Source organism: Buchnera aphidicola (Mollitrichosiphum nigrofasciatum), from assembly GCF_039388045.1.
GTDB classification, from domain to species: Bacteria; Pseudomonadota; Gammaproteobacteria; order Enterobacterales; family Enterobacteriaceae; genus Buchnera_K; species Buchnera_K aphidicola_B.
In genome coordinates, this window is record NZ_CP135015.1 from 42,157 (window position 1) to 68,428 (window position 26,272).

Below are 26,272 nucleotides of genomic sequence, written 5' to 3' on the forward strand. Positions count from 1 at the left end.
ATAATTTATAATAATTCATGTTTTTTTCATTTTATTTAAATAAAATTTTTTAAAAATTTTTCTTAATTATATTAATTAAGTATTACTTTTTTATAAGGAGCGTATTCTTATTTACAAAATTATAAGATTTCTTATATATTTATTTAAAATTTTAATATTTTATATAATATAATTATATTATTTTTTAAAATTATAACAATATTTTTTATTAAATAAATTTTTATATTGTTATTTTATTTTTTTTTGGGATTAAAAATGTACGATAATATTATAAAAAATTTTTGGTTTAACATTAAAAAAGAAGTATCTACATTAATTATACAAGATTCTATTTTATCAAAATTTTATTTTAAAAATATTTTGCAACACAAAAATTTTATTAGTTCTTTAAGTTATATTCTTTCAAAAAAAATAAGCAATAATTTACTTTCTTTTTCTTCTTTAAGAAATTTATTTGAAAAAATATTTGTAAACAATAAATTAATAATATTTTCAATAATTAGAGACATTAAAGTTATATATAATATAGATCCTGTTGTAGATTTATTTTCTACTCCTTTACTATATTTTAAAGGTTTTCATGCTTTACAAATGCATCGTATTGGGCATTATTTATGGAACAATAAACGTCGTTCTTTAGCATTATATTTGCAAAATCAAGTATCAATGCTTTACTCTATTGATATTCATCCTGCAGCAAGAATTGGTTCAGGTGTTTTTTTTGATCATGCTAATGGAATTGTTATTGGTGAAACTGCAGTTATTGATGATGATGTTTCTATTTTACAATCAGTTACTTTAGGTAGTACAGGAAAAACCTTAGGTATTCGTCATCCTAAAATTTGTAAAGGTGTTATAATTGGTTCTGGAGCTACTGTCTTAGGTGATATTAATATAGGTATAGGTGCGAAAATAGGTGCTGGAGCTGTTGTTTTATATTCTATACCACCTTACAAAACTGCAGTAGGTATTCCTGCTAAAGTCGTAAATTAATTTTTTAAATAAAGTTTTCTATAATATATTTTAAAATATAATTATTCTATTATCAAATTATTTTTTTATATTATTTGATAATAGTTTAATTAAGTTATTTTATTCATCTAGAAAACTACGTAGTATTTCTGATCTACTAGGATGTCTTAATTTTCTAAGGGCTTTAGCTTCTATTTGACGTATACGTTCTCTTGTTACATTAAATTGTTTACCTACTTCTTCTAAAGTATGGTTGGTATTCATATCAATCCCAAATCGCATTCTTAATACTTGTGCCTCTCTTGCAGTTAAACTCGATAATATATTATTTGTTACTGATTTTAAGCTTTTTGAAGTTGCTGATTCTATAGGTAATTCTAATGTTGTATCTTCTATAAAATCTCCTAAATGTGATTCATCATCATCTCCAATGGGGGTTTCCATGGATATTGGTTCTTTTGCTATTTTTAATACTTTTCTTATTTTTTCTTCAGGAATTAACATTTTTTCAGCTAATTCTTCAGCATTTGGATCATGTCCTATTTCTTGTATCATTTGTCTAGTAATTCTATTTAATTTATTAATTGTTTCGATCATATGGACAGGAATTCTGATTGTTCTTGCTTGATCAGCTATAGATCTAGTAATTGCTTGTCTAATCCACCATGTTGCGTAAGTGGAGAATTTATATCCTCTACGATATTCAAATTTATCTACAGCCTTCATTAAACCAATATTACCTTCTTGTATGAGATCTAGAAATTGCAAACCTCTATTTGTATATTTTTTTGCAATAGAAATAACTAATCTTAAATTAGCTTCAACCATATCTTTTTTAGCTCTTTTTGCTTTTGCCTCGCCTATGGTCATTCTTTTATTAATATCTTTTATTTTATTTATACTTAAACCATTCTTTTTTTCTATTTTGGATAATTCTTTTAAACAGATATTTACTTTTTTTTTAACTGATAGTAATTTTTTGGACCATGGTTTATTCATTTTTTGAGCAATTTCAAACCATTTTTTATTATCTTTTTTTGTATTATATATTTTTATAAAATTTTTTTTTGGCATTTGACATTTTTCTACGCATAATTTCAAAATTTGTCTTTCTTGTTTGCGTATTTTTTTTATTATATTACGCATACTGTTTACTAAATTTTCAAATTGCTTAGGAACAAATCTAAATTGTTTAAATGTTTCAGATAAATTACATATAGCTTCATTGCGTGATAAATTATGGTTTTTTTTATTTTTTATAATAGCAATTGTTTTTTTATATTGTTTCAATAGTAGATTAAATTTCTTTTTGGCGATTATAGGATCAATGATATTATCATGTTCTGAGCTTTCTTCTGTATGTTTCATATGTTCTATGTCTATTGTATGATTTTCTAAAAATTCAGATTTTTGATTGTATAAAATTGGATTTATTATTTTTTCTATATTTGGATCAATAAATCCTGTTATTAATTCAGATAATTTTATTTCACCTAATTCTACGCGTTTATATTGTTTTAATAAATAATGTATTGCTTCTGGATATTCTGCAATAGAACATTGTACTAAATTTATACCTTCTTCAATTCTTTTTGCTATGTTTATTTCACCATCTCTTGTTAGTAAACCAACTGTGCCCATTTCTCTCATATACATTCTAACTGGATCAGTTGTTCGACCCATTTCTGATTCGACAGTAGATAAAGCCTGAGCTGTAGCTTCTACTACATCTTCATCATTTACAGGAATTGGATTTAATATTATTTCATCTGAATCTGGAGCTTCTTCTACTACTTGAATTCCTATATTATTTATCATATTTATAATTTCTTCAATTTGTGCTGAATCTACCATTTTTTTTGGTAAATAATCATTCACGTCATTATAGGTTAAATAACCTTTTTTTTTACCTTCTTTCACTAAAAGCTTGAATTGTGACTGTGAACTGGATTTTATAAATTTTTTCATGTTTTGATTTATAATTATCAGTAATATAAAATTATTAAATATTTAATTATATTGAATATTAATATTTATTTTAAATATCATTTATATCTATTTAAAATAAAAAAAGTAAATTGTAAAGAGAAATTTTTATTTTTTTTTTAATTCTTTATTTATTAACCAAAATTCGCATTTTTCTACTTTATTTAACTGGGATTTTCGATCTTTTTCAATTAGTTTTTTTTGTATATTTTTTAATTTTTTATTAAAAATCATGATTAATGTATCTAAAAAAAAAATTTCAATAGAATTATGATGTACTAAATGATCCCATATAGATAATATTTTTAATATTTTCTCTGTTTTTTTACCTCTGTAGTATTCTAAAATTTGTCCTGTAGTTATTTTTTTGTTTTTTATACATAATTGTACTATTTTTTTAAATGTTTTGATACCATTAAATTTTAAATATTTTAATTCAAATATTGAGGGGATTATATTCGCTAATCTTGGATTTTGTACTAATAAACTAATTAAAATAAATATGTTTTTTATTTTTGTTTTTTTTTTTTTTTTAATTTTTTTAATTGGAAAATAATTAAATTTATTTATATCTAAAACACCTATTTTATTTCCTAATTTTTTATATAAATAAAATCTCATAATGTTATTTGGTATTGTATTTATTAATGGTATAATTTTAGAACTAAATTTTGTTTTTTCTTCTGTTGATTGTATTTTTTTTTTTTTTAATATTTTTTTAAATAAATAACTAGATAAAGTTTTTGCTTTTTTAATTCTTTTTTTAAATTTTTTAATTCCTTCCTTTTGGATTATGGTATCAGGATCTTCGCCTTTTGGTAGAAAAATAAATTTTACTATACGTGCATTATCTATATATGGCAATACTTTTTTTAAAGTATTCCAAGCAGCTTTATTTCCTGCATCATCGTTATCATAACAATAAATGATTTCATTTGTATAACGGAATAATGTTACAATATGGTGATTATTTATATTTGTGCCTAATATAGCAGTAGCGTAATTTATGTTATGTTGAAATAATGTTAATACATCTAAATATCCTTCAACTACAATTATTTTTTTAGGATTTTTTGTAATTTGTAGTAATTCATATAAACCATATAATTGTTGTTTTTTATTAAATATTTCTGTTTCAGCAGAATTTAAATATTTTGGTTGATTGTTATTTATTACTCTACCTCCAAATCCATTTACTTTACCAAATTTATCACGTATTGGAAATATTATTCTTTGGTATAATAAATCGAATATAGTTCCATTTTTTTTTTTAATTAAAATACCTGTTTTTTGAAGTATTTTTTGTATTTTATGTTTCTTATTATTATTTATATCTATTTTTGCATAATTTGTAGAGGCAAAACCTAATTTAAATAAATTTATTGTTTGTTCATTTATTTTTCTGTTTTGAAGGTATTTTTTTGCTTTTTTGTTTTTTATTAGATTTTTTTGATATATTATAGATATTTTATGTGCATGTTTAAATAAATTTTGGCGTTTTTTATAAATATTGTTGAAATTTTTTGTATTATTTGTATAACATATTGGTATATTATGTAATGTTGACAAATATTCAATAGTTTCTATAAAATTTAATTGTTCGTAATTCATTAAAAAATCAATAACATTTCCATGAGCATGGCATCCAAAACAATAATAAAATTGTTTTTCTTCATTTATTGTAAATGAAGGGACTTTTTCTACGTGAAATGGGCAACATGCTTGATATTGTTTTCCTTTTTTTTTTATTAAAATATATGATTTAATTAAATCAATAATATTAGTTTTAGAAATGATTTCATGAATGTAATTTTTAGAAATATATTTTTTCATATGGTTATGTTATATTTTGTTAAAATTTTTTTTTTTNAGTAAAATCTTACTCGTTTTGCATTTTCTCTTGATAATTTTTTTGCCAAACGTTTAATTGCTGAAGATTTTGCGCGTTTTCTTGCTGTTGTTGGTTTTTCATAAAATTCTCTTCTTCTCATTTCTGATAATATACCTGCTTTTTCACAAGCACGTTTAAATCTTCTTAAAGCAATATCAAATGGTTCGTTTTCTCGAATTTTTATTACTGGCATAGTTTCCTCTGTTTGTTTTATTTTTTGTTTTTATATTATATACTAATTTTAATTATTTTTGTAAAATTTTTTAATGATTTTAGTATTTAAAAATATTTATAAGGAAAATATGAAAATTTTAGGAATAGAAACTTCTTGTGATGATACTTGTGTTGCAATTTATGATTCTAAAAATGATTTATTAATATGTAATTATAAGTATAATCAACATTCGTTACATATGCGTTATAAAGGTATTGTGCCTGAACTTGCAGCATGTCAACATTTATCGATAATTGATAAAATTATAAATATAATTTTATCACAATCTAATTTAAGTATTTATAGCATAAATGCTATATCTTATACTGCAGGACCTGGAATGGTTAGTTCATTATTTATTGGCGCTGCAGTAGCAGTATCATTAGCTTTTATATTAAATATACCTATTATAAAAGTACATCATATGGAAGCGCATTTATTATCTCCTTTTATTGAAAAAAGTTTAAATATTCCACGTATGAATTTTTTAGGATTATTGATATCTGGAGGTCATACACAATTAATACAAGCGAAAAATTTAGGAAATTATAAAATTTTAGGAACCACACTTGATGATTCTATTGGTGATGTTCTTGATAAAATAGCAAATTTATTAAATTTAGATTATCCTGGTGGTTCTAAAATTTCTGTATTTTCTAAAAAAGGGAATATAGGTAAATTTCATTTTCCTAGACCGATGATGCATAATTCTAGTTTTAATTTTAGTTTTTCAGGTTTAAAAACTTGTGTTTCTAAATTTATTAAAAAGTATAATAATAATTTACAATCTTTATGTGATATTGCAAAAGAATTTGAAAATGCTATTTTTGATTCTGTAATTTTGAAATGTATTAAAGCAATTAAATATACTGGTTATAAAAAAATAGTTGTTTCAGGCGGAGTAAGTGCTAATATTTTTTTTAGAGAGAAAATGATATTAATTATGAATAAATACAATTGCAAAGTATTTTTTCCTGAAATAAAATATTGTACTGATAATGCAGCTATGATTGCGTATATGGGTTATTTACGTTTTAAAAATAATAAACAATATAATATAATAGTTAAACCCAAATGGTCACTTGAACAATTACAAGAATTTTAATTTAATTAAATGTATTAATTTTTTTAAAAATTATTTATTTATTATAATATAATTTATTATATCTTTTATTTTTAATACATACATATTATTTTTTTGTGAAAATTTATTAATTTCATATGATTTAGCCATAGAACCATTTTTATTTGTTATTTCACAAATAACACAAGTTGGTTGTAAACTTGCTAACTTTACTATTTCTATACCTGCTTCTGTATGTCCTGCTCTTTTTAATATACCTCCTTTATGAGCACGTACGGGAAATATATGCCCTGGTCTGTTTATTTCATTGGGTTTCGTGTGTTTAGAAATTGCTGTTTTTATTGTTTTTAATCTATCTTGAGCAGATACACCTGTTGACACTCCTTTTGCCGCTTCTATAGTTACTGTAAAAGCTGTATTATATGAACTTGTGTTTTTTTTAACCATCATAGGTAATTTTAATTTTTTTCTTAGTTTTTCAGTAATACATAAACATACTATCCCACTTCCGTTTCTAATACTGAATGCTATTTGTTTTTTATTTATGTTTTGCGAAGAGAAAATTAAATCACCTTCATTTTCACGTTTTTTATGATCTAATAAAATTAATCCTTTATTGTATTTTAATGCTAAAATTGAATTTTTAATACGTTCTATGGATTTTCCAAAGTATTTTGATATTTTTTTTTTCATAAGTAATTGTTTAGAAAGATACTCTTATATAGTTTATTTAAATAATTATAAAATATTATTTAATAATATTTTTATTATGTTTCTTGTATTTAAATATATATATTAAAGTTATAATATTATATGGATTATTTATAATAGTAAAATTAGAAATTTTTTAAAATAATATTGTTAAATTAGTAAAATATTTTTTTTAAAATTACTTTATATATTTAACTATTTTTTTTAAATTAAGATGTTTTTTATTTAGTTATATATTTAATTTATGTAATATTTATATTATATATATTAAAATATTGTAATGTTATAAATTAATATTTTTCCATGCTAAATTATATGTAATGTTTATTTTTATTAGCATTTGTATTTTGAAAATAAATCAGTAGTTAAATAACGTTCTCCAGATGAAGGAAAAATAACCAGTATTTTTTTATTTTTAAATAATTTTTTTTTTTGTAATTTTAATGCTGCTGCTATAACTGCTCCAGAAGAAATCCCTACTAATATACCTTCTTTTTTCATTACATCTCTGGCATTTTGCATTGCTTCTATATCTGATACTTTTATTACTTTATCGATTATATTTAAATTTAGGTTTTTTGGTATAAAACCAGCACCAATACCTTGTATTTTATGTGGCTGAATGGATATTGGTATATTTTTAAATTTTTGTGTTATTACAGCTGAATTTTCAGGTTCTACTGCTATAGTTATAAAGTTTTTTTTTTTTTTTNNACATATTTAAAATATTGACTAATTCCTGTTATTGTACCACCTGTACCTACTCCGCAAATTAAAACATCAATTTTTCCATTAGTATCATTCCAAATTTCTGGTCCTGTTGTTTGTTCATGTATTATAGTATTTGCGGGATTTTCAAATTGTTTTAGTAAAATATATTTTCTAGGGTTGTTTTTAAATAACATATTAGCTTTATATATAGCACCTTTCATACCTTTTTTTCCATTAGTAAGTATTAAATTAGCGCCTAGTGCTTTTAGTAATTTTTTTCTTTCCATGGACATAGTTTCTGGCATAGTTAAAGTTATTTTATAATTTTTAGCTGCACAGATATAAGCTAATGAAATACCAGTATTTCCACTAGTTGCTTCAATTATTTCTGTTTTTTTATTTATTTCACCTTTTTTTTCTGCTTCTAAAATCATATTTAATGCAATTCTGCATTTTACGCTAAATCCTGGGTTTTTAGATTCTATTTTTGCTATAATATTTCCTTTACCAATTTTATTTAATCTTATTAATGGTGTGTTTCCGATTATTAAAGAATTATTTTTATATATATTATTCATTTTATATCCTTTATAAAAATTATTATTTAATATTTTAAATTAAAATTATTATATAATTTTCTTTTATATTAATCAATTTAGTAGATTTATAATATAATATAATTAAAAATATTTTTAAATTTATTATTATTTATTTAACATTTAATTTAGGTATTTAATTTTATTATGTCTCTACATATGAAGATTAAAAAGCTGCGTTTTTTTTTAAAACGTTATGCTTATTTTTATTATACTCTTGGTCATTCTTTAATACCTGATGTAGAATATGATTATTTAATAAGAATTTTACAAAAATTAGAAAAAAAAAAACATAATTTATATACTGAAAATAATGTATTAAATAAAATTGGTTCAAAATTATCTCCAGATTTTTTTAAAATTAAACATTTAAGTCCAATGTTATCATTAAATAACATTTTTTCTGTTCAAAGCTGGGAATCTTATTATAAAAGATTATGTTCAAAATTGGGTAAAAAAAAAATATCTATTACTTCTGAGTTAAAGTTTGATGGTATTGCTGTAAGTTTATTATATAAACATGGTAAATTAATTCATGCAGCTACTAGAGGAAATGGTTATATAGGCGAAGATATTACGGAAAATGTTTTTATTATTAAATATATTCCAATATATTTAAATAATTTTGATATACCTAATGTTTTAGAAATTCGAGGTGAAATATTAATATTATCGGATGATTTTTTAAAATTAAATAAACAATTACTTAAGATAAATAAAAATATTTTTTCTAATCCTCGTAATGCTGTATATGGTATTTTAAGAAAAAAAAATATTGATAATTTTTATTTAGATAAATTAACTTTTTTTTGTCATAGTTATGGTGTTCTTGAAGGAGAAGTTAGTTTTTTAAATCATTATGATTTTATGTTACAATGTAAAAAATGGGGTTTTTTTGTACATGATAGTATAAAATTATTTAATTCTATAAAAGATGTAATGAATTATCATTTTTTTGTGCAGAATAATAAAAATACTTTAGGTTTTAATATTGATGGAATAGTTTTAAAATTAAATAATATTATAGATCAAAATATTTTAGGATGTTCAAATACTGCTCCTAAATGGGCAATAGCATGGAAATTCAAATCTGAAGAAAAACAAACAAAAGTATTAAATGTACAATTTAAAGTCGGAAAAACTGGTATAATTACTCCTATTGCTATTTTGCAACCTATTAGGATTGCAGGTGTAATTATACAAAAAGCTTCATTATATAATAAACAAAATATTAAAAAATTGGATATTTATATTGGTGATACTGTTATTTTAGTTCGTGCTGGTGAAGTTATACCTAAAATTGTTTACGTAATTAAAGCTTTTCGTAATAAAAAGTGTAGTTCAGTAATATTTCCTAAATATTGTCCTATATGTAATTCTAAAATTAAAAAATATAAAGATTTTAGTGCATTATATTGTAGCGGAGGTTTTCATTGCAAAGCACAATTAAAAGAGCGTTTAGTGCATTTTTGCTCGCCTTTAGCTTTTAATATAAAAGGTTTAGGAAATAGTATTTTAAAAAAACTTATAAAATATAAATTTGTTAAAAATTTTTCAGATTTATTTACTTTAAATGTTACTAATTTATCTATCTTACCTGGTATTGGTAAAAAAAAATCTATTAATATATTAAATTCTTTAGAATATTCTAAAAAAATTTCATTATCTCGTTTTATATATGCGTTATGTATAACTAATATAGGTGTTATTAAATCTAATAAACTAGCTAACTATTGTATTTCTATAGATAATTTTTTATCTATTTCAAAAAAAAATAAAAATTCTTTTCTTTTCTTAGGAAAAGAAAATGTTGAAAATATAATTTTATATATAAATAATAATTCAAATAGGAAATGTATTTTAAATTTATTAAAATTTGTTAATATTGATTAAATAAAAATATGTTTAATATAAAAATAGTATTTTTATAATTTATTTGTTAAATAATTAATTTTTTTTAATTTATTTATTATTTAAATTGGGTCGTGCAGGATTTGAACCTGCGACCAATTGATTAAAAGTCAACTGCTCTACCAACTGAGCTAACGACCCGTTTTATTTGGGTAATGACGGAATTGAACCGCCGACATCCTCCGTGTAAAGGAGGCGCTCTACCAACTGAGCTAATCACCCTATTATATATTATAAAATATTTAAATTTTTGAAAATATAATATTTAAATTTAAACAATTAAATATTTAATTAATGTAAAACATTTGACATAAAAATTCAAGATATTTTTTAAAAAATATTTACTAGAATATTTTATAAAATTGTATATTCTTAATATAGTTTTATATGGAGAAAATAATTGTGAAAATTATAACCAGATTTTCCCCTAGTCCTACTGGTAGTTTACATATTGGTAGTGTACGTACAGCTTTTTATTCTTGGTTGTTTGCTAGACGTTATAATGGTATATTTATTTTACGTATCGAAGATACTGATTTAAATAGATCTACAAATAAATCTGTATTAGAAATTTTCAATAATTTAAATTTATTAGGTTTACATTGGGATAAAGGTCCATATTTTCAAACAAAACGTATTTCAAGATATAAAAATTTTATTTTTTTTATGTTAAAGAAAAAATTAGCTTATAAATGTTATTGCACTAAAGAAAGATTAACAAAATTACGTAATTATCAAATTAAAAATAATATTAAACCTAAATATGATAGAAAATGTCGTAATAAAAATTTTAGTTCAGAATATTCGAATAATTCTTATGTTGTACGTTTTAAAAATCCTAAATCAGGTGTTGTTAGTTTTGTTGATAAAATACGTGGTTTAATACAATTTTCTAACAGTGAATTAGACGATTTAATTATTCAACGATCTAATGGTATACCAACTTATAATTTTTGTGTAGTAATTGATGATTTAGATTCAGGTGTAACACACGTAATTCGTGGTGAAGATCATATAAATAATACTCCGCGTCAAATTAACATATTAAATGCTTTAAACGCAAAAATACCTGTTTATGCACATTTATCTATGGTATTAGATCGTTCAGGTAAAAAATTATCTAAAAGAAATAATGTACTTAGTATTGAAGAATATTTAAAAAATGGATTTTTAAGTTCATCGATATTAAATTACATATTTCGTCTAGGATGGGCATCAGGTAATCAAGAAATTTTTACATTAAAAGATATGATTAAGAATTTTTCTTTAAAAAATATTGGAAATTCTCCTAGTATTTTTAATGAAAAAAAATTATTATGGTTCAATAATTATTATATTAAGAATACATTGTTTAAATTTATTCGTTTAGAATTACAAAAAAAATTTAAAAAGTATATGATCAATGTAGATATTGGTCCAAAATTAGAAAGTGTTTTTGATTTGTTGAAAATGCAATGTTCTACTTTAGATGAAATTGTTATTAAATCTTTTTATTTTTATAAAAAAGTAAATTATTTTCATTGTGTATATTTTAAAAAGTTTATTAATAATAAAATATATTATATTTTACATAAATTATATGTTGTTTTAAAAAATATTATAGTTTGGGATATTTATAATTTATCTAAAACTTTTAAAAATATTTGTTTGTTTTTTAAATTATCTTTAAAAGATATTATTGTTCCTGTAAGAATAATTTTAACTGGTTCAATTTCTTCACCAAGTATTTATATTATTATGTGTATTTTAAAAAAAGAAGAAACGTTACAACGTATCATGGAAGCTATGTATTATTATAAAAAAAATAAATTATTATAGACTTTTTATTTAAAATTTTGTTTATTTAATTTCTTATTAGAAATTAAATAAACCAAAATTATATTTGCATATTCATTATTTCTTGATAAGCGTTTATTAATTGATTTCTTATTTGTATAATAGTTTGTATATTTGTTATGTTTTTTTTTTTTTTTGGTATATATTGTGTTTTTAAAATTGTTTTATCGTTTATTTGTGAGAATTCTTTTTTTGTATTAAAGTTATTTATTTTTGTTGTTGTCAAATCTACTATTTTATTATTTTTAAAAAAATTTTTTTTTAATTTATTTATATAAGTATTATTTATTAATGGGTTTAAATTTTTTGTGTTATTTATTTTTTCAATTAACATATATTTTTCTCAAATGAAATTATTTTTAGTTATTTTATGAAATTTTGAATTATTTTTTATTTTTAAAATATTATTTTAAATATAAGTTAAATTATTTTATAATTTTATTTATTAAATATTATAAAGAATTTTAATTATATTGTAATATTTAATTTATGAGTTGTTTTATTTTTTAGATTTATTTATATAAGTGTTTTAAAATTTTTTTATAATAATATGTCCTTTAATTTTATTATTTATAATTATATTATTTTAATGTATTTATTAATTTTAAAAATTATTATTAAATATTATATATTTAAATTATTATTGTAAATAATATTTATTAAATATTAAAATTTCATTTTAAAATTAATGTATTTAAAATAATTTATATTTAAATATAGAAATTTAAAATTTATTTTAAATATTTAAAAAAATAATTTTTATATAAATTTATTATCTAATACTAAAATTTTTGAAACTTTTATTTAAATAATTTAATGAATAAAATAATGGAGAATTTTGAATAATTTGATAGGAAAAAATGATGATTTATTTAATATTTTTTGTTTTATTTTTTTCATTTTCTTTAAATTCTGTTTATGCTACTTCTATAATGGATTCTATGAATGTTTTATTAAATACAGATTATAATTGGGTATCATCTGTACAAACTATTATTTTTATTACTTCTTTAACTTTTATACCTATATTTTTTTTAATGATGACTAGTTTTACTAGAATAATAATTGTATTTGGATTATTACGAAATGCTTTTGGAACACCTTATTCTCCACCAAATCAAATATTATTAGGTATGGCGCTTTTTTTAACTTTTTTTATTATGTCCCCAGTGTTTAATAAAATATATAATGAAGCGTACGTTCCTTTTATTGAAAATAAAATTAATTTAAATAGAGCTATTGAAAAAGGATCAAAACCAATACACGCATTTATGTTAAAACAAACAAGAGAAAAAGATTTAAATTTTTTTATAAATATTAGTAATTCTAAAATTTTTGGTAAAGATAATATTCCTATAAATATATTAATTCCTGCTTTTATAATTAGTGAATTAAATACTGCATTTCAAATTGGTTTTTCAATTTTTATGCCATTCTTGATTATTGATTTGATTGTGGCAAGTGTTTTAATGGCTTTAGGTATGATGATGGTTCCTCCTGCTTTATTATCCTTACCATTTAAATTGATATTATTTGTTTTAGCAGATGGCTGGCAATTATTAATTAATTCATTAATACATAGTTTTTAATTTTTTTAAATAATTTTAATTTTATTTATAAGAGGCTTAATGAATATAGATTGTATGAATGAATTATTTTATGAATCTATCAAAGTTTTTATTATATTATCTAGTCCTTTATTGTTTTCAGCTTTATTTAGTGGTTTAATTATCAGTTTTTTGCAAACAATTATACAAATTCATGAACAAAATTTATCTTTTATACCAAAAATGTTTGCTATTTTTTTAACTTTTTTTTATTTAGGTCCATGGATGTTGCATGTTATATTAAAATATATGTATGTAGTGTTTTCTAATATACCATTAATTATATTTCGTTAAGTTATTTTATGATTAATAATTTTTTATATAACAATAATTTTAATAGTTTTATAAATTATTTTGTGCCAATTTTTACTCGTATTATTGGAATTATCTATATCGCTCCTGTATTTAGTGAAAAAATTGTCAGTTATAAAATTAAAATGTTTTTTTCTATTATATTAACTTTTTTTTTATGTTCCTTTTTACCACGTGGTTATATTTTACATTTTTCTTTCATTGGTGTGTTAGTTATTTTTCAAGAATTTGTAATTGGTTTTTTCATTGGTTTAACTTTTAAGTTAATATTTGTTATTTCAAGTTTTTGTGGTGATATTATAGGAACGCAAATGGGTTTATCATTTGCTACATTTTTTGATGTTAATAATCGTTATTTTATCCCAATTGTTCTAAGATTGATAAATTATTGTACTTATATGGTTTTTTTTATTTTTAATATGCATTTATGGGTTATATCTGTTTTAGTGAAAAGTTTTTATACTATTCCTATTGGTTCATTTATATTAAAAAATAAATTTTTAAATTTAGTATTTTTTTTCAGTAATGTATTTATTCAAGGTTTAAAGATGTTTTTTCCTGTAATATTGTTATTAATTATATTAAATTTAGTTTTTTTATTTTTAAATCGTATTTTAATTCCTGCTTTCTTTTTTTCTTTAAATTTTTCTTTATTTTTGTTATTTGGTATGTTGTTTTTATATTCCTTTTTTCCATTATTTATAATTAATTTTAAAATTGCTATGCAGAAAATTTTATTTTTTTTATTAGATATTATATAAATATGTAAATATTTATTATTTACATATTTTATTTTATTTTTTGTTCTGTATATATTACATGTTTTCTAATTTTAGGATCATATTTTTTGATTTTTATTTTTTCTGGGGTATTTTGTTTATTTTTTGTGGTTGTATAATAATGTCCTGTTTTTTTAGAAGAAACTAATTTTATTTTTACGCGCGTTTTTTTTGCCATTTATATACTCTCTCTTTTTTTTTTAAGAACAGTTTCAATACCGTATTTGTTTATTATTTTTATACCTTGTGTAGATATATTTAATTTAATAAATTTTTTTTTACTAGGAATCCAAAAACGATTTTTATGTATGTTAGGGTGAAATTTTCTTTTTGTAGCATTCATTGCATGAGAACGATTATTTCCAAATATTGTTTTTTTACCGGTCACAAAACAAATTTTAGACATAAATACCTCTTTTAAATATTTGTTATTTTTTTTTAGCTCTTTTAATAGATTCTAAAATTTCTTTTTTTGCTGCATTCACTCCTTCCCATTTAATAACTTTAACCCATTTGTTTTTTTCTAATTTTTTGTAATTTTCGAAAAAAAATTTTATTTGTTGTAACAGTGTTTTTGGAAAGTCGTGTATATCTTTTATAGATTTATATTTTTTAGAAATTTTTTCATGTGGAACAGAAATTATTTTAGAATCATGACCTGATTCGTCTTCCATATTTAAAATTCCTACAGGTCTACATAATATTACGGATTGAGTTTGTATTGGGTAAGGTGTTAAAACTAAAGAATCTAAAGGATCATTATCTAAAGACAAAGTATTATTTATGTATCCATAATTACATGGGTAAAATAATGTTGAAGGTATGAATCTATCAACATAAGTAATACCTGTATTATAATCAATTTCATATTTTACTGGTTTAGATAGTGCTGGTATTTCAATTATTACGTAAATATTTTTTGGTACATTTAATCCTGTTGGAATATTTTTAAAATTCATGTATTTGAACCTTTCTATTGTACTTATTGTATTTTATTTATGTAAATATTTAAAATTATTTATGTTAATTAATTTTTATTAATTATCTACATTATATTTTATTTTTTGAATTATAAAAATTAATTTTATATTACTGCATTGTATAAAACAATATTTTATTAGTTGATTTTTTATTATTTTTTAAAATATCATTTAAAAATTTTATTAATTTTTAAATTTTATTGTTATTATTTTTACATTTTTCTTAAATAGATTATTTTTATTTTAAAATTATATAATTATTTTATATATAGTAACACTAAAAATATATTTTTTAAAAAATTAAATTATATAAATATATATATTAAATTTTATAATTTTTAAAAATATTTTTTTAAATTATTTCAAATTTTTGAAATATTTATTTTAAAAATAAATAGTGTTGAATATTGAATTAATTATAAAAATTTTTTTATTTTTCTATAGTATAATATTTTTATTTATAAAAATTTTTTTTATAAAATAAAATATTAGATTTTTTTTATTAAATTTATTTATTATAATTATCTTAATAATTTTTCTTATATATTTAGTTTTTATGATTTGTGTAAATTATTATCTTATTTATTATTTTTAAAAAAGTATTTTTTAAAAATCATTGTTAATAATAATTTATTATTAAAATCTATTAAAAATATATTTATATATTATTTAACATTTTTATAATATTTTTTAAAATTTTAAATATGTTATTAAATTATAAAATATTTACATTTATTTAATTCGGTGAAGTATTTTTACATATTTGTGAATTGAAGTTGATCTGTAAGCCGGGTTTTGTTTAAAACAGCCATTTATCTAGGCTTATAATTACTTATATAGCTCAAGCATCTACCCAGGTTTTAGTATGAGCATACTAGTTATATAAATATTAAATTTATAACAACCTTATTTGACTTTGCTCCAGGTGGAGTTTGCAATTTATAATATATTTTATTTCACCCTTTCCTAAATTTTTAAATGATTTCGGAGGTTTATTTTCTGTTGCGCTGTTCGTAAGTTCACACTTCCTAGATGTTATCTAGCACCTTGCTCTTTGGAGCCCGGACTTTCCTCTTTTAAAAAGCGGCTGTTCGATCAACTTCATTTATAATAATAACATATTTTTTTTTTTTGTGTTATTTTTTTAATAGTTTTTTATATAAAAAATTTTTTTTTAAATTATGTATTTTTGCTGTTATTTTAACTGCTTTTTTGAATTTAAAATATTTAGTTAATATTTTAAAAGTTTCTAAAATTTTTATATTTATTTTTTCTTTTTTTTTATTTTTATAACCTTTAATTATAATTGTTATTTCGCCTTTTTTATTTTTTTTTTTTTTTTTAAACCATAATATTATATTTGATACTGTGTCTCTTTTTATTTTTTCTTTTTTTTTTGTTAATTCTTTTGCGATAGTAATAATTCTCTTTTTTCCTAAAATGTTTTTTATATCATCCATACATTTTAATATTCTATGAGGGGATTCATTTAAAATAATTGTTCTTTTCTCTTTTTTTAAATTTTTTAAAATTTTTTGTCTTTTTTTTTTTGTATTAGGTAAAAATCCTTCATAACAAAATTTATTTGCTGGTATACCTGAAGCGCATAATGCTGTTATTGCTGCACAAGCTCCTGGTAATGGGATAATTAAAATATTATATATATAACATAGTTTTACTAAATTATAACCTGGATCATTGATTAATGGGGTACCTGCATTAGAAACAATAGCTGTTTTTTTTTTTTTTAAAAATTGTATTAATTTTAAGCTTTTTTTTTTTCATTAAATTTATTAATAGGATATATCTTTTTTTTAATATTGAATTTTTTTAATAGTATATTTGTATGTTGTATATTCTCTGCTATGATTAGATCTACTTTATTTAATGTTTTTAAAGCTCTTTTGGTTATATCATTTAAATTACCTATTGGAGTTGGTATTATATATAATATTCCATTTTTTGATTTATTATTTATCATTTTTTAAGTTATTTTATTAAAATATTTTTATTTAAAATTTATATTTATTATAAATATATTTAATATATTATCAAGGTTATATTACATGAAAAAAGTTGTTATTACTGGAATAGGTATATTATCTAGCATTGGTAATAATCAAAAGGAAGTGTTACAATCTTTATTAAATAGTTTATCTGGCATAACTTTTTCTGAAGAATTTAAATGTGCGGGTATGCGAAGTAATGTTTGGGGTGATATTAAAATTAACATTGCAGAAACTTTTATAAATAAAAATATTGTTAAATTTATGCATGATGGTACAATTTATGCATATTTAGCTATGCAAGAAGCTATAAAAGATTCTTGTTTGCATTTCAACCAATATGCTAATAATTCTAATGTTGGTATCGTTGTAGGTTCAGCCGGTTGTTCTGCGAGATCAAAAATTTTATCAATAAATTTAATGAATAAAGGTATTAAAAATATACCTCCTTTTTCTGCAATAAAATCTATGAATTCTGGAATATCAGCTTGTTTAGGTACTTTCTTTAATTTAAAAGGTATTAATTATTCTATCAATTCAGCTTGTGCCACTTCTGCTAATTGTATTGGTCATGCTTATGAATTAATTAAATTTGGTCAACAAAAGATTATTTTTGCTGGAGGAGGGGAGGCTTTAAATTGGGAATTAGCTTGTGAATTTGATGCTATGCGCGTTTTATCTACTAGGTATAATAATTTTCCTAAACGTGCTTCTAGAGCTTATGATTGTAAACGTGATGGTTTTGTTATTTCTGGTGGTGGCGGTATTATTGTGTTAGAAGAGTTGCAACATGCTTTATCTAGAAATGCTAAAATATATGGGGAAATTATTGGATTTTCTACTAATTCTGATGGTTATAGCCTTACTAAACCTTCAGGTTCGGGTTTATTTAAATGTATTAAAAAAGCTTTGACAGATATTCATGAAAAAGTAGATTATATTAATACACATGCCGCTTCTACTAAAATAGGTGATATAACAGAATTACTTGCTATTAAAAAGTTTTTTAATAATTACAAACCTTTTATTTCTTCTACAAAATCTATAACTGGACATTCTTTAGGTGTTTCTGGTGTACATGAATTGATTTATGTTATATTAATGCTAAATAATAATTTTATTGCTCCAAGTATTAATATAAACAAATTAGATAAAAATGCTTTTAAAATGAATATTATTAATTCTATTTTATATAAAAAGTTTAATGTAGGTATGTCTAATAGTTTAGGTTTTGGTGGAGTGAATGTGGTAATTATTTTAAAAAAATATCATGGATAATTTTATTGTTTACTATATTAAATATGTTTTTTATATTTTTATTTAAAATTTATAATTAATATTTTGTATATTATATAGGAAAAAATTAAATTATGAATATGTTAAAATCTTTACAGAAAATAACTTCTATATCAATTGATACAGGTGATATAAATATTATTAAGAAATATAATGCACAAGATGCTACTACTAACCCTTCTTTAATTTTAAATGCGGTAAATTCACCTTATTATAAATCTTTAGTTTTAAATGCAATAAGTTATGCTAAAAAAAAAGGCGGTAATGATGTTAATAAATTATCTAACGCAAGTGATAAATTATTAATTAATGTTTGTATGGAGATTTTAAAGATAATTCCAGGATATGTTTCTATTGAAATTGATGCGCGTTGTTCATTTAATACTGAATTATCTGTTATAAAAGCATTAAAATTAATTTCCATGTTAAAAGAAAATGGTGTAAATTGTTCTCGTATTTTAATTAAATTAGCAGCAACATGGGAATGTATCAAAGCTTCTGAAATTTTACAAAAAGAAGGTATAAAATGTAATTTAACATTGTTATTTTCATTTGCTCAAGCAGTTGCATGTGCTGAATCTAATGTTTTTTTAATTTCACCTTTTATTGGTAGGATATATGATTGGTTTTGTAAAAATAAATTATTTAATTTATCTTCTAAAGAATTAGATCCAGGTGTATTAGCTGTACAAAAAATATACAAATATTATAAAAAAAATAATTATAAAACTATTATTATGGGTGCGAGTTTTCGTAATATACAACAAATATTAAATTTAGCAGGATGTGATAAATTAACTATTTCTCCTATGTTAATGGATGAATTACAATCTAAATCTGATATTGTAGTAAGAAAATTATCTAAAAATTATACAAATAATAATAAATCTATCATTAAAAATTTATCTGAAAGTGAATTTCGATGGATTCATAATAATGATCCAATGGCTGTTGAAAAATTATCTGAAGGTATACGTCAGTTTGGAGCAGATCAAATACAATTAGAAAATTTTTTATTTAAACAATTTTAATTTTTTTAAAAAACATTTTAATTTTCTCTAAAAATTTTAAATATAAGGAATATATATGTATTCAAATAATATTTTAGCACATGCCTTACGTATGTTGAGTATAGATGCTGTTCAAAAGGCTAACTCTGGACATCCGGGCGCTCCTATGGGTATGGCGGATATTGCTACGATTTTATGGAGAAAATTTATCAAGCATAATCCAGCTAATCCTTTATGGGCTAATAGAGATCGTTTTATTCTCTCTAATGGGCATGCTTCAATTTTATTATATAGTATCTTGCATTTAACAGGATACAATATTTCTATCAAAGAATTGAAAAATTTTAGACAATTGTATTCACAAACACCTGGTCATCCAGAAGTGGGTTGTACCCCTGGTGTTGAAATTACCACTGGTCCTTTAGGTCAAGGTTTAGGTAATGCAGTAGGTATGGCTATATCAGAACGAATACTATCTGAATGTTTTAATCGTAAAAATCATGATATTGTAGATCATTATACATGGGTATTTGTAGGCGATGGTTGTCTTATGGAAGGTATATCACATGAAGTATGTTCTTTAGCAGGTTCATTAAAATTAGAAAAATTAATTGTTTTATATGATAGTAATGGTATTTCTATAGATGGAAATGTTAAAAAATGGTTTAATGATGATACTGAAAAAAGATTTTTAGCATATAATTGGAATGTTATATCTCATGTTAATGGTCATGATCCAGATGCAATTTATAAAGCTATAACAGCTGCTAAATTATGCACAAATAAACCTTCTATAATTATTTTTAATACTATTATAGGTTTTGGTTCACCAAATAAATGCGGTAATGCTGTTGTGCATGGATCACCTTTAGGTAAAGAAGAAATAACTTTAGTACGTAAAAATTTAGATTGGGAATATCCTGCTTTTGAAATACCAAAATTTATTTATGATAAATGGCAAGCTATTGATAAGGGAAAAATATTAGAAAATAAATGGTTAAAATTAATTCATAGTTATAAAAATAAATACCCTAAGTTATATTTTGAATATAAACGTAGAATTAAAGGTAATCTTCCTTCAAACTGGAACAAAATTATTAAAGAATTGATTTATGAATTTAAAAATAATACAGAAGTATTATCTACTAGGCAAATTTCGCAAAATATTTTAGAATTTATGGGATCTAAAATTCCAGAATTAATTGGAGGTTCGGCAGATTTAACACCGAGTAATTTAACTAAATGGTCTGGATCAAAAGATATTTGTAATAATTATAATGGTAATTATATACACTATGGTGTTCGGGAATTTGGTATGACAGCAATAGCAAATGGTATGGCGCATTATAAAGGTTTTATCCCATATATCGCGACTTTTCTTATGTTTTCAGATTATGCGCGTAATGGTATTAGAATGGCTGCTTTAATGAAAACTCGTAATATTTTAATATATACACATGATTCTATTGGACTGGGAGAAGATGGTCCTACACATCAACCTATTGAACAGTTATCTACTTTACGATTAATACCTAATTTAAGTGTTTGGAGACCTTGTAATAAATTAGAGACTGTTATAGCTTGGAAAATGGCTTTAGAACGTACAAACGGCCCCACTGCTTTAATTTTATCTCGTCAAAATTTATCATTTAATTGTGATGTAGTATATCAAGAACAAGATGTATGTAGAGGTGCTTATATATTAAAAGATTTTACAAATACTAATAAAATACATGTTATTATCATATCTACTGGTTCAGAAATTCAATTAGCACTTGATGTAGCTAAAAAATTATATATTTTAAATTTTTCAGTAAGGGTTGTTTCCATGCCTTCGTGTGATGTTTTTGATAATCAAAGTATACAGTATAAAAATTATATTTTTCCAAAGTATGTTGATAAATACATAGTTATTGAAGCAGGTGTAAAAGATTTTTGGTATAAATATGTTGGTTTAAAAAGTTTAATTATTGGAATTGATACTTTTGCAGAATCTGCTCCAGCTGTTGATCTTTTTAAAAAATTTGGTTTTTCTGTAAATAGTATAGTTAAAAAATCTAAATTGTATTTAGCGTCTTAATGTAGTTTTTTACTATATTTTCAATTTTATTAGGGCTTTTAATATAAAAGCCTTAATAAATTTTTTTTTATTAAAGGGTTTGAAAATGTATTCATCTGTTATTCATTTAGCTAAAAAATTAGTTCGAATTCCTTCTATTAGTCCTTTAGATTTAGGTTGTCAAAATATTATAGCTAAACGTTTATTAAATTTAGGTTTTGTAGTAGAATATTTAAATATTAATGATACTAAAAATATGTGGGCATATCGCATTTTTGGAAAAGGTAAACATATAAATTTTTTAGGTCATACTGATGTCGTGCCAATAATTTGTGAAAAAAATTGGCATTATCCTCCTTTTTCTGCAACCATTAAAAATGGTTTATTATATGGAAGAGGTATTTGTGATATGAAAGGTGCTATTGCAGCTATGATTATTGCTTTAGAAAATTTCATTAAAAAAAAATTAACATATAACGGAAAAATATCTTTTTTATTTACTTCAGATGAAGAATCTATAGGTACAAATGGTATAAAAAAAGTAGTTGAAATATTAGCTTCTAGGAAAGAAAAGATAGATTATTGTATTGTAGGAGAGCCAACAAGTAATAATTTTATTGGCGATGTTATTAAAATTGGGCGTCGTGGTTCTATTACTTTTACCATTTTAATTAAAGGAATATCTGGACATGTAGCTTATCCACAATTTGTTATAAACCCTATACATATTTTATCACCTATTTTACTTAAATTAACACGTTATATATGGGATAAAGGAAATAAACACTTTCCACCTACTAGTTTACAAATTACTAAAATTTTTTCTAATAGTAATAGTAGCAATACTACGCCAGGTGAGGTATTTTTAGAATTTAATATTCGTTTTAGTAATCAATTGAACTTTAAAAAAATAAAACGTATTGTAAGGAAATTTTTCGCATCAGATATCTTTAATTGTGATATCCAATCAAAAGTTTATGCTGTTCCTTTTTTAACTGTTAAATCTCATTTAATTGATATTGTTATCAAATCTATTAATAAATTTAATAAATTTAAACCTATAGTATCTACTTCTGGTGGTACTTCAGATGGTAGATATTTATTTAATTTAACAGATCAAGTTGTAGAATTAGGATTAATAAATAAAAGTATACATAAAGATAATGAATATTCTAAAGTAAGTGATTTACATATTTTGAGTTTAATGTATGAAGAAATTATGAAAAAAATTTTATAATATCATTATTTTTAATTTCAAAATTTTCTATAATGTGTTATACAGAGTATATAATATACTCTGTAATTTATATTTTTTTTACAATATATTTATTAAAATGGTAATTTAGAATTAAATTTTTAACCATTTTTTATTATTTTTAATAAATTTTTTTTATTTTTTTTAGATATTGAGATCATAGGTAATCTTAGTTTATCATGATTGATTATTTTATATTTTCTTGCTAACCATTTTATTGGTGAAGGGTTAGGTTCTTTAAATAAATTTTTATGTAATTTTAATAATTTTTTATTAATTATATTAGCTAAATAAAAATTTTTTTTATGTGCTAATAAACATATTTCAGACATTTTTTTAGCAGCTATATTTGCAGTGACAGATATTACTCCATTTCCACCTAAAATCATAAATTTTAATGCAGTATTGTCATCACCGCTAATTAATAAAAAATTTTTTGGTGTGTGTTTTTTTATTTTTTGAATTCTGGATAGATCTCCTGTAGCTTCTTTTATTCCTATTATATTTTTAATATGTGATAATTTAATTATAGTAGCAGGAAGTAAGTCACATCCGGTTCGGCTTGGCACATTATATAAAATTTGTGGTAGTTTTGTATTTTCAGCAATAGTTTTAAAATGGTGATATAAACCTTTTTGTGTAGGGCGATTATAATATGGTGTAACTGTCAAACATGCTGCTACGCCTGATTTTTCAAACTTTTGTGTTAATGAAATTGATTCTATAGTGGAATTGGAACCAGTTCCTGCAATAATTGGAATTTTACCATTTGATATTTCTAATGCGTGCATTACTACGTTTATATGTTCTTTTTGATTTAAAGTAGATGATTCACCAGTGGTTCCAACAGCGACAATTGCTTTTGTGCAATTTTTTATATGATAATGAACTATTTTTTTTAAACTTTTTAAACAAATATTTCCTTTTATATCCATTGGTGTAATTAATGCCGCAATACTGCCTTTGAACATGTATATATCCTCTACAAAATATTTTTATTTGAATATATTTAAATTAATAATTTTGTATTTTAAAAAATTTCTATAACTGATGTTTTAAAAAAAATTTTAAATATGATTTTAAAATAATATAATTAATTATTTAAATTTTATATATTTATATTTGCAATATTTTTATTTTAATAAATAAATTTTTTATAATTGGATATATTTTTTAATTAATAAAAATTATTTACATTGTGCCTTATTTCTTAGTATATGATCCATAATTACAATTGCAAGCATGGCTTCAACTATTGGTACAGCTCTAATTCCAACACATGGATCATGTCTACCTTTTGTTATTATTTTTTTTTCTTCGTTGTTTGTATTAATTGTTTTACCTGGAATGGAAATACTAGAAGTGGGTTTAAATGCTGCTTTTACAATTATATCTTCACCATTACTTATACCGCCTAAAATCCCTCCTGCATGATTACTAATAAAACCGTTTTTTCTAATTTCGTCTCTATTTTCGTGACCTTTTTTAGAAATTACAGCAAATCCATCACCTATTTCAACCCCTTTAACAGCATTAATACCCATAATAGCATGAGCAATATCTGCATCTAATTTATCGAATACAGGTTCACCTAAACCTGTTGGTATATTATGTGCTATAGTAGTTATTTCTGCTCCTATAGAATCACCTTGTTTTTTAAGTTTTTTTATTTTTTTTTTTAAAATTTTTAATTTCTCTATTTCTGGGCAAAAAAATGGGTTTTTTTTTATTTCTTCCAAAGATTTTAATTTTAAATTAATTTTTCCCATTTTAGATAAATAACCAGTTATTTTTATTCCATATATTTTTTTTAAATATTTTTTTGCTATTGCACCAGCTGCTACTCGCATTGTTGTTTCTCTTGCAGAAGATCTACCTCCGCCTCTATAATCTCTAAAACCATATTTTTTATGATATGAATAATCTGCATGTCCAGGTCGGAAAATATTTTTTATTTTTTCGTAATCTTGAGATCTTTGATCTGTATTATAAATTAACATTCCTATACTTGTTCCTGTTGTTTTTCCTTTAAATAATCCGGATAATATTTCAACAGTATCTAATTCGCGACGTTGTGTTGTGTATTTTGAAGAACCTGGTTTTCTTTTATTTAACTCTTTTTGGATATCTTGAATTTCAATATTAAACCCTGGGGGCATTCCATCAACTATACAACCTAATGCTATACCATGTGATTCTCCAAAAGTACTTACGCGAAACATTTTACCAATACTATTTCCCGGCATATTTCTTCCTCTTTATTAATTTTTTTAATTTTATTTAATTATGTTTGAATTTTTTAAGAAATAATATAATATACAATATAAATATAATAAATAAATATCAAACATTATATAATAATTTTATTGTTTTATTTTATTAATTATTTTATTATTAATAATTATTATATTATTTTTAAAATTATTTATGGTTATTAAAATGTCTATTTTTGAAAAAGATGATTTATTTCGAGCATGTATTAAGGGAACTCAAAAATTTAAACAAGATAAAGTTTTTCATAACAGAGGATTAAATATTAAAAAAAAAGATTTGTTGTATAAAAAAAATATTATTCAACAAGAAATGCACAGTTTTTATTTTTCTAATACTATTTCTAATAATAAAAAGAATTATATACAACATAATTTTAGTAAAAATATTTTTTTAAAAAAAAATAATAAATTTGTAGGTAAATATAATCCAGAAATTTATTTGGATTTACATGGTGTAAGTAAATATAACTCTAAAAAAGAAATTGGTATTTTAATTACTTTATGTTATAAAGAAAATTTTTCTTGTGCGGGTATTATACATGGTCATGGTAGAAATATATTAAAGAAACAAATACCTTTTTGGTTGAAACAACATCCAGAAATTACTGTATGTAAAAATAAATCTAAGAATGTAAGTAATACTGTTGCTGTAATATTTTTTATTAATCTAAATGTATAATGTTATATACTTTTAAAATTTTATTTTATGACTTTATTTTCAATGTTGCACAATTTTAATGAATTATTATCTTAAATAGCAATTTAAAAATATAGTTTTAATTT

General features: G+C 21.7%; 24 protein-coding genes, 2 tRNA genes, 1 other RNA gene and 1 pseudogene. 12 read left to right on the plus strand and 16 right to left on the minus strand.

The window, feature by feature from the left end; translation table 11 throughout:
• Positions 1–255: 255 nt before the first annotated feature.
• A complete protein-coding gene (cysE, locus tag RJT30_RS00205) occupies positions 256–993 on the plus strand; it encodes a serine O-acetyltransferase (RefSeq protein WP_343190347.1) in 738 nt (245 codons plus the stop codon).
• A gap of 99 nt (positions 994–1,092) precedes the next feature.
• Here the strand turns inward: cysE and rpoD are convergent, their stop codons facing one another.
• The 3 genes from rpoD to rpsU form a co-directional block, all read right to left on the minus strand.
• On the minus strand, positions 1,093–2,940 hold the full coding sequence (gene rpoD / locus RJT30_RS00210) for an RNA polymerase sigma factor RpoD (RefSeq protein ID WP_343190348.1): 1,848 nt from the start codon (positions 2,938–2,940) through the stop codon (positions 1,093–1,095).
• A gap of 126 nt (positions 2,941–3,066) precedes the next feature.
• Positions 3,067–4,791: a DNA primase gene (gene dnaG / locus RJT30_RS00215; protein ID WP_343190349.1), complete on the minus strand. Its 1,725-nt coding sequence runs from the start codon at positions 4,789–4,791 to the stop codon at positions 3,067–3,069.
• Positions 4,788–5,042 carry a 30S ribosomal protein S21 gene (gene rpsU / locus RJT30_RS00220; RefSeq protein ID WP_343190350.1) on the minus strand — a complete coding sequence of 85 codons (255 nt, stop codon included), beginning with the start codon at positions 5,040–5,042 and terminating at the stop codon, positions 4,788–4,790. The genes dnaG and rpsU overlap by 4 nt, the downstream gene beginning before the upstream one ends.
• A gap of 109 nt (positions 5,043–5,151) precedes the next feature.
• On the opposite strand from rpsU, the gene tsaD reads away from it, so the two are divergent.
• On the plus strand, positions 5,152–6,168 hold the full coding sequence (gene tsaD / locus RJT30_RS00225; protein WP_343190351.1) for a tRNA (adenosine(37)-N6)-threonylcarbamoyltransferase complex transferase subunit TsaD: 1,017 nt from the start codon (positions 5,152–5,154) through the stop codon (positions 6,166–6,168).
• Positions 6,169–6,198: 30 nt separating this feature from the next.
• Here tsaD and ribB read toward each other — a convergent pair whose 3' ends face one another.
• Entirely contained in the window at positions 6,199–6,840 is a 642-nt protein-coding gene (ribB, locus tag RJT30_RS00230; RefSeq protein WP_343190352.1) for a 3,4-dihydroxy-2-butanone-4-phosphate synthase, read from the minus strand.
• 351 nt (positions 6,841–7,191) lie between these two features.
• A pseudogene (cysK, locus tag RJT30_RS00235) lies at positions 7,192–8,147 on the minus strand (cysteine synthase A).
• Between the two features lie 177 nt (positions 8,148–8,324).
• Here cysK and ligA point away from each other — a divergent pair.
• Positions 8,325–10,058: an NAD-dependent DNA ligase LigA gene (gene ligA / locus RJT30_RS00240; protein WP_343190353.1), complete on the plus strand. Its 1,734-nt coding sequence runs from the start codon at positions 8,325–8,327 to the stop codon at positions 10,056–10,058.
• An 86-nt stretch (positions 10,059–10,144) separates the two neighbouring features.
• Here the strand turns inward: ligA and RJT30_RS00245 are convergent.
• Positions 10,145–10,217: transfer RNA gene (locus RJT30_RS00245), tRNA-Lys, on the minus strand.
• 8 nt (positions 10,218–10,225) lie between these two features.
• Positions 10,226–10,298 (minus strand) — tRNA-Val (locus RJT30_RS00250).
• A 180-nt stretch (positions 10,299–10,478) separates the two neighbouring features.
• On the opposite strand from RJT30_RS00250, the gene gltX reads away from it, so the two are divergent.
• Positions 10,479–11,894 carry a glutamate--tRNA ligase gene (gene gltX, locus RJT30_RS00255; protein WP_343190354.1) on the plus strand — a complete coding sequence of 472 codons (1,416 nt, stop codon included), beginning with the start codon at positions 10,479–10,481 and terminating at the stop codon, positions 11,892–11,894.
• Between the two features lie 58 nt (positions 11,895–11,952).
• Here the strand turns inward: gltX and RJT30_RS00260 are convergent, their stop codons facing one another.
• A complete protein-coding gene (locus RJT30_RS00260) occupies positions 11,953–12,246 on the minus strand; it encodes a flagellar hook-basal body complex protein FliE (protein ID WP_343190355.1) in 294 nt (97 codons plus the stop codon).
• A gap of 529 nt (positions 12,247–12,775) precedes the next feature.
• On the opposite strand from RJT30_RS00260, the gene fliP reads away from it, so the two are divergent.
• Genes fliP through RJT30_RS00275 form a run of 3 tightly spaced genes read left to right on the plus strand, consistent with a single transcriptional unit; the run spans position 12,776 to position 14,592 of the window.
• Positions 12,776–13,501, plus strand: coding sequence for a flagellar type III secretion system pore protein FliP (gene fliP, locus RJT30_RS00265; protein ID WP_343190356.1), 726 nt, complete (start codon positions 12,776–12,778; stop codon positions 13,499–13,501).
• 39 nt (positions 13,502–13,540) lie between these two features.
• Complete coding sequence (locus RJT30_RS00270; RefSeq protein WP_343190357.1) at positions 13,541–13,813, plus strand: flagellar biosynthetic protein FliQ; 273 nt, start codon at positions 13,541–13,543, stop codon at positions 13,811–13,813.
• A gap of 8 nt (positions 13,814–13,821) precedes the next feature.
• Entirely contained in the window at positions 13,822–14,592 is a 771-nt protein-coding gene (locus RJT30_RS00275; protein WP_343190358.1) for a flagellar biosynthetic protein FliR, read from the plus strand.
• A 28-nt stretch (positions 14,593–14,620) separates the two neighbouring features.
• Here the strand turns inward: RJT30_RS00275 and rpmG are convergent, their stop codons facing one another.
• The 6 genes from rpmG to RJT30_RS00305 form a co-directional block, all read right to left on the minus strand.
• Positions 14,621–14,788, minus strand: a complete 168-nt coding sequence (rpmG, locus tag RJT30_RS00280; protein ID WP_343190359.1) for a 50S ribosomal protein L33 — start codon at positions 14,786–14,788, stop codon at positions 14,621–14,623.
• A complete protein-coding gene (rpmB, locus tag RJT30_RS00285; protein ID WP_343190360.1) occupies positions 14,789–15,016 on the minus strand; it encodes a 50S ribosomal protein L28 in 228 nt (75 codons plus the stop codon).
• A 22-nt stretch (positions 15,017–15,038) separates the two neighbouring features.
• Positions 15,039–15,569, minus strand: a complete 531-nt coding sequence (ppa, locus tag RJT30_RS00290) for an inorganic diphosphatase (protein ID WP_343190361.1) — start codon at positions 15,567–15,569, stop codon at positions 15,039–15,041.
• A 789-nt stretch (positions 15,570–16,358) separates the two neighbouring features.
• Positions 16,359–16,693: RNase P RNA component class A (gene rnpB, locus RJT30_RS00295), an RNA gene on the minus strand.
• Between the two features lie 33 nt (positions 16,694–16,726).
• Positions 16,727–17,350, minus strand: coding sequence for a 16S rRNA (cytidine(1402)-2'-O)-methyltransferase (gene rsmI / locus RJT30_RS00300; RefSeq protein ID WP_343190482.1), 624 nt, complete (start codon positions 17,348–17,350; stop codon positions 16,727–16,729).
• A gap of 5 nt (positions 17,351–17,355) precedes the next feature.
• A complete protein-coding gene (locus RJT30_RS00305) occupies positions 17,356–17,571 on the minus strand; it encodes an SAM-dependent methyltransferase (protein WP_343190362.1) in 216 nt (71 codons plus the stop codon).
• Between the two features lie 85 nt (positions 17,572–17,656).
• Here RJT30_RS00305 and RJT30_RS00310 point away from each other — a divergent pair, with 85 nt between their 5' ends.
• From RJT30_RS00310 to dapE, 4 genes are all read left to right on the plus strand, one after another.
• Complete coding sequence (locus RJT30_RS00310; RefSeq protein WP_343190363.1) at positions 17,657–18,874, plus strand: beta-ketoacyl synthase N-terminal-like domain-containing protein; 1,218 nt, start codon at positions 17,657–17,659, stop codon at positions 18,872–18,874.
• A 92-nt stretch (positions 18,875–18,966) separates the two neighbouring features.
• Entirely contained in the window at positions 18,967–19,923 is a 957-nt protein-coding gene (gene tal, locus RJT30_RS00315; RefSeq protein WP_343190364.1) for a transaldolase, read from the plus strand.
• A gap of 55 nt (positions 19,924–19,978) precedes the next feature.
• Positions 19,979–21,982, plus strand: a complete 2,004-nt coding sequence (tkt, locus tag RJT30_RS00320) for a transketolase (protein WP_343190365.1) — start codon at positions 19,979–19,981, stop codon at positions 21,980–21,982.
• A gap of 85 nt (positions 21,983–22,067) precedes the next feature.
• A complete protein-coding gene (gene dapE, locus RJT30_RS00325; protein WP_343190366.1) occupies positions 22,068–23,198 on the plus strand; it encodes a succinyl-diaminopimelate desuccinylase in 1,131 nt (376 codons plus the stop codon).
• Between the two features lie 119 nt (positions 23,199–23,317).
• On the opposite strand, the gene dapA is transcribed toward dapE, so the two are convergent.
• Both dapA and aroC read right to left on the minus strand, forming a co-directional pair.
• Positions 23,318–24,187: a 4-hydroxy-tetrahydrodipicolinate synthase gene (gene dapA, locus RJT30_RS00330; protein ID WP_343190367.1), complete on the minus strand. Its 870-nt coding sequence runs from the start codon at positions 24,185–24,187 to the stop codon at positions 23,318–23,320.
• A gap of 216 nt (positions 24,188–24,403) precedes the next feature.
• Entirely contained in the window at positions 24,404–25,462 is a 1,059-nt protein-coding gene (gene aroC / locus RJT30_RS00335) for a chorismate synthase (RefSeq protein WP_343190368.1), read from the minus strand.
• 193 nt (positions 25,463–25,655) lie between these two features.
• Here aroC and smrB point away from each other — a divergent pair, with 193 nt between their 5' ends.
• Positions 25,656–26,168 (plus strand): endonuclease SmrB, encoded by a 513-nt coding sequence (smrB, locus tag RJT30_RS00340; protein ID WP_343190369.1) that lies wholly within the window; start codon positions 25,656–25,658, stop codon positions 26,166–26,168.
• Positions 26,169–26,272: the final 104 nt, after the last annotated feature.

Excerpts from the sequence above, each read along its gene's own strand:
- tkt (WP_343190365.1), top strand. The coding sequence starts at position 19,979 with ATGTATTCAAATAATATTTTAGCACATGCCTTACGTATGTTGAGTATA.
- RJT30_RS00270 (WP_343190357.1), top strand. The coding sequence starts at position 13,541 with ATGAATATAGATTGTATGAATGAATTATTTTATGAATCTATCAAAGTT.
- dapE (WP_343190366.1), top strand. The coding sequence starts at position 22,068 with ATGTATTCATCTGTTATTCATTTAGCTAAAAAATTAGTTCGAATTCCT.
- rpoD (WP_343190348.1), bottom strand. The coding sequence starts at position 2,940 with ATGAAAAAATTTATAAAATCCAGTTCACAGTCACAATTCAAGCTTTTA.
- dnaG (WP_343190349.1), bottom strand. The coding sequence starts at position 4,791 with ATGAAAAAATATATTTCTAAAAATTACATTCATGAAATCATTTCTAAA.
- RJT30_RS00260 (WP_343190355.1), bottom strand. The coding sequence starts at position 12,246 with ATGTTAATTGAAAAAATAAATAACACAAAAAATTTAAACCCATTAATA.
- aroC (WP_343190368.1), bottom strand. The coding sequence starts at position 25,462 with ATGCCGGGAAATAGTATTGGTAAAATGTTTCGCGTAAGTACTTTTGGA.
- smrB (WP_343190369.1), top strand. The coding sequence starts at position 25,656 with ATGTCTATTTTTGAAAAAGATGATTTATTTCGAGCATGTATTAAGGGA.
- rpmB (WP_343190360.1), bottom strand. The coding sequence starts at position 15,016 with ATGTCTAAAATTTGTTTTGTGACCGGTAAAAAAACAATATTTGGAAAT.
- RJT30_RS00275 (WP_343190358.1), top strand. The coding sequence starts at position 13,822 with ATGATTAATAATTTTTTATATAACAATAATTTTAATAGTTTTATAAAT.
- tal (WP_343190364.1), top strand. The coding sequence starts at position 18,967 with ATGAATATGTTAAAATCTTTACAGAAAATAACTTCTATATCAATTGAT.
- fliP (WP_343190356.1), top strand. The coding sequence starts at position 12,776 with ATGATTTATTTAATATTTTTTGTTTTATTTTTTTCATTTTCTTTAAAT.
- ligA (WP_343190353.1), top strand. The coding sequence starts at position 8,325 with ATGAAGATTAAAAAGCTGCGTTTTTTTTTAAAACGTTATGCTTATTTT.
- rpmG (WP_343190359.1), bottom strand. The coding sequence starts at position 14,788 with ATGGCAAAAAAAACGCGCGTAAAAATAAAATTAGTTTCTTCTAAAAAA.
- tsaD (WP_343190351.1), top strand. The coding sequence starts at position 5,152 with ATGAAAATTTTAGGAATAGAAACTTCTTGTGATGATACTTGTGTTGCA.
- RJT30_RS00305 (WP_343190362.1), bottom strand. The coding sequence starts at position 17,571 with ATGATAAATAATAAATCAAAAAATGGAATATTATATATAATACCAACT.
- ribB (WP_343190352.1), bottom strand. The coding sequence starts at position 6,840 with ATGAAAAAAAAAATATCAAAATACTTTGGAAAATCCATAGAACGTATT.
- cysE (WP_343190347.1), top strand. The coding sequence starts at position 256 with ATGTACGATAATATTATAAAAAATTTTTGGTTTAACATTAAAAAAGAA.
- dapA (WP_343190367.1), bottom strand. The coding sequence starts at position 24,187 with ATGTTCAAAGGCAGTATTGCGGCATTAATTACACCAATGGATATAAAA.
- ppa (WP_343190361.1), bottom strand. The coding sequence starts at position 15,569 with ATGAATTTTAAAAATATTCCAACAGGATTAAATGTACCAAAAAATATT.
- RJT30_RS00310 (WP_343190363.1), top strand. The coding sequence starts at position 17,657 with ATGAAAAAAGTTGTTATTACTGGAATAGGTATATTATCTAGCATTGGT.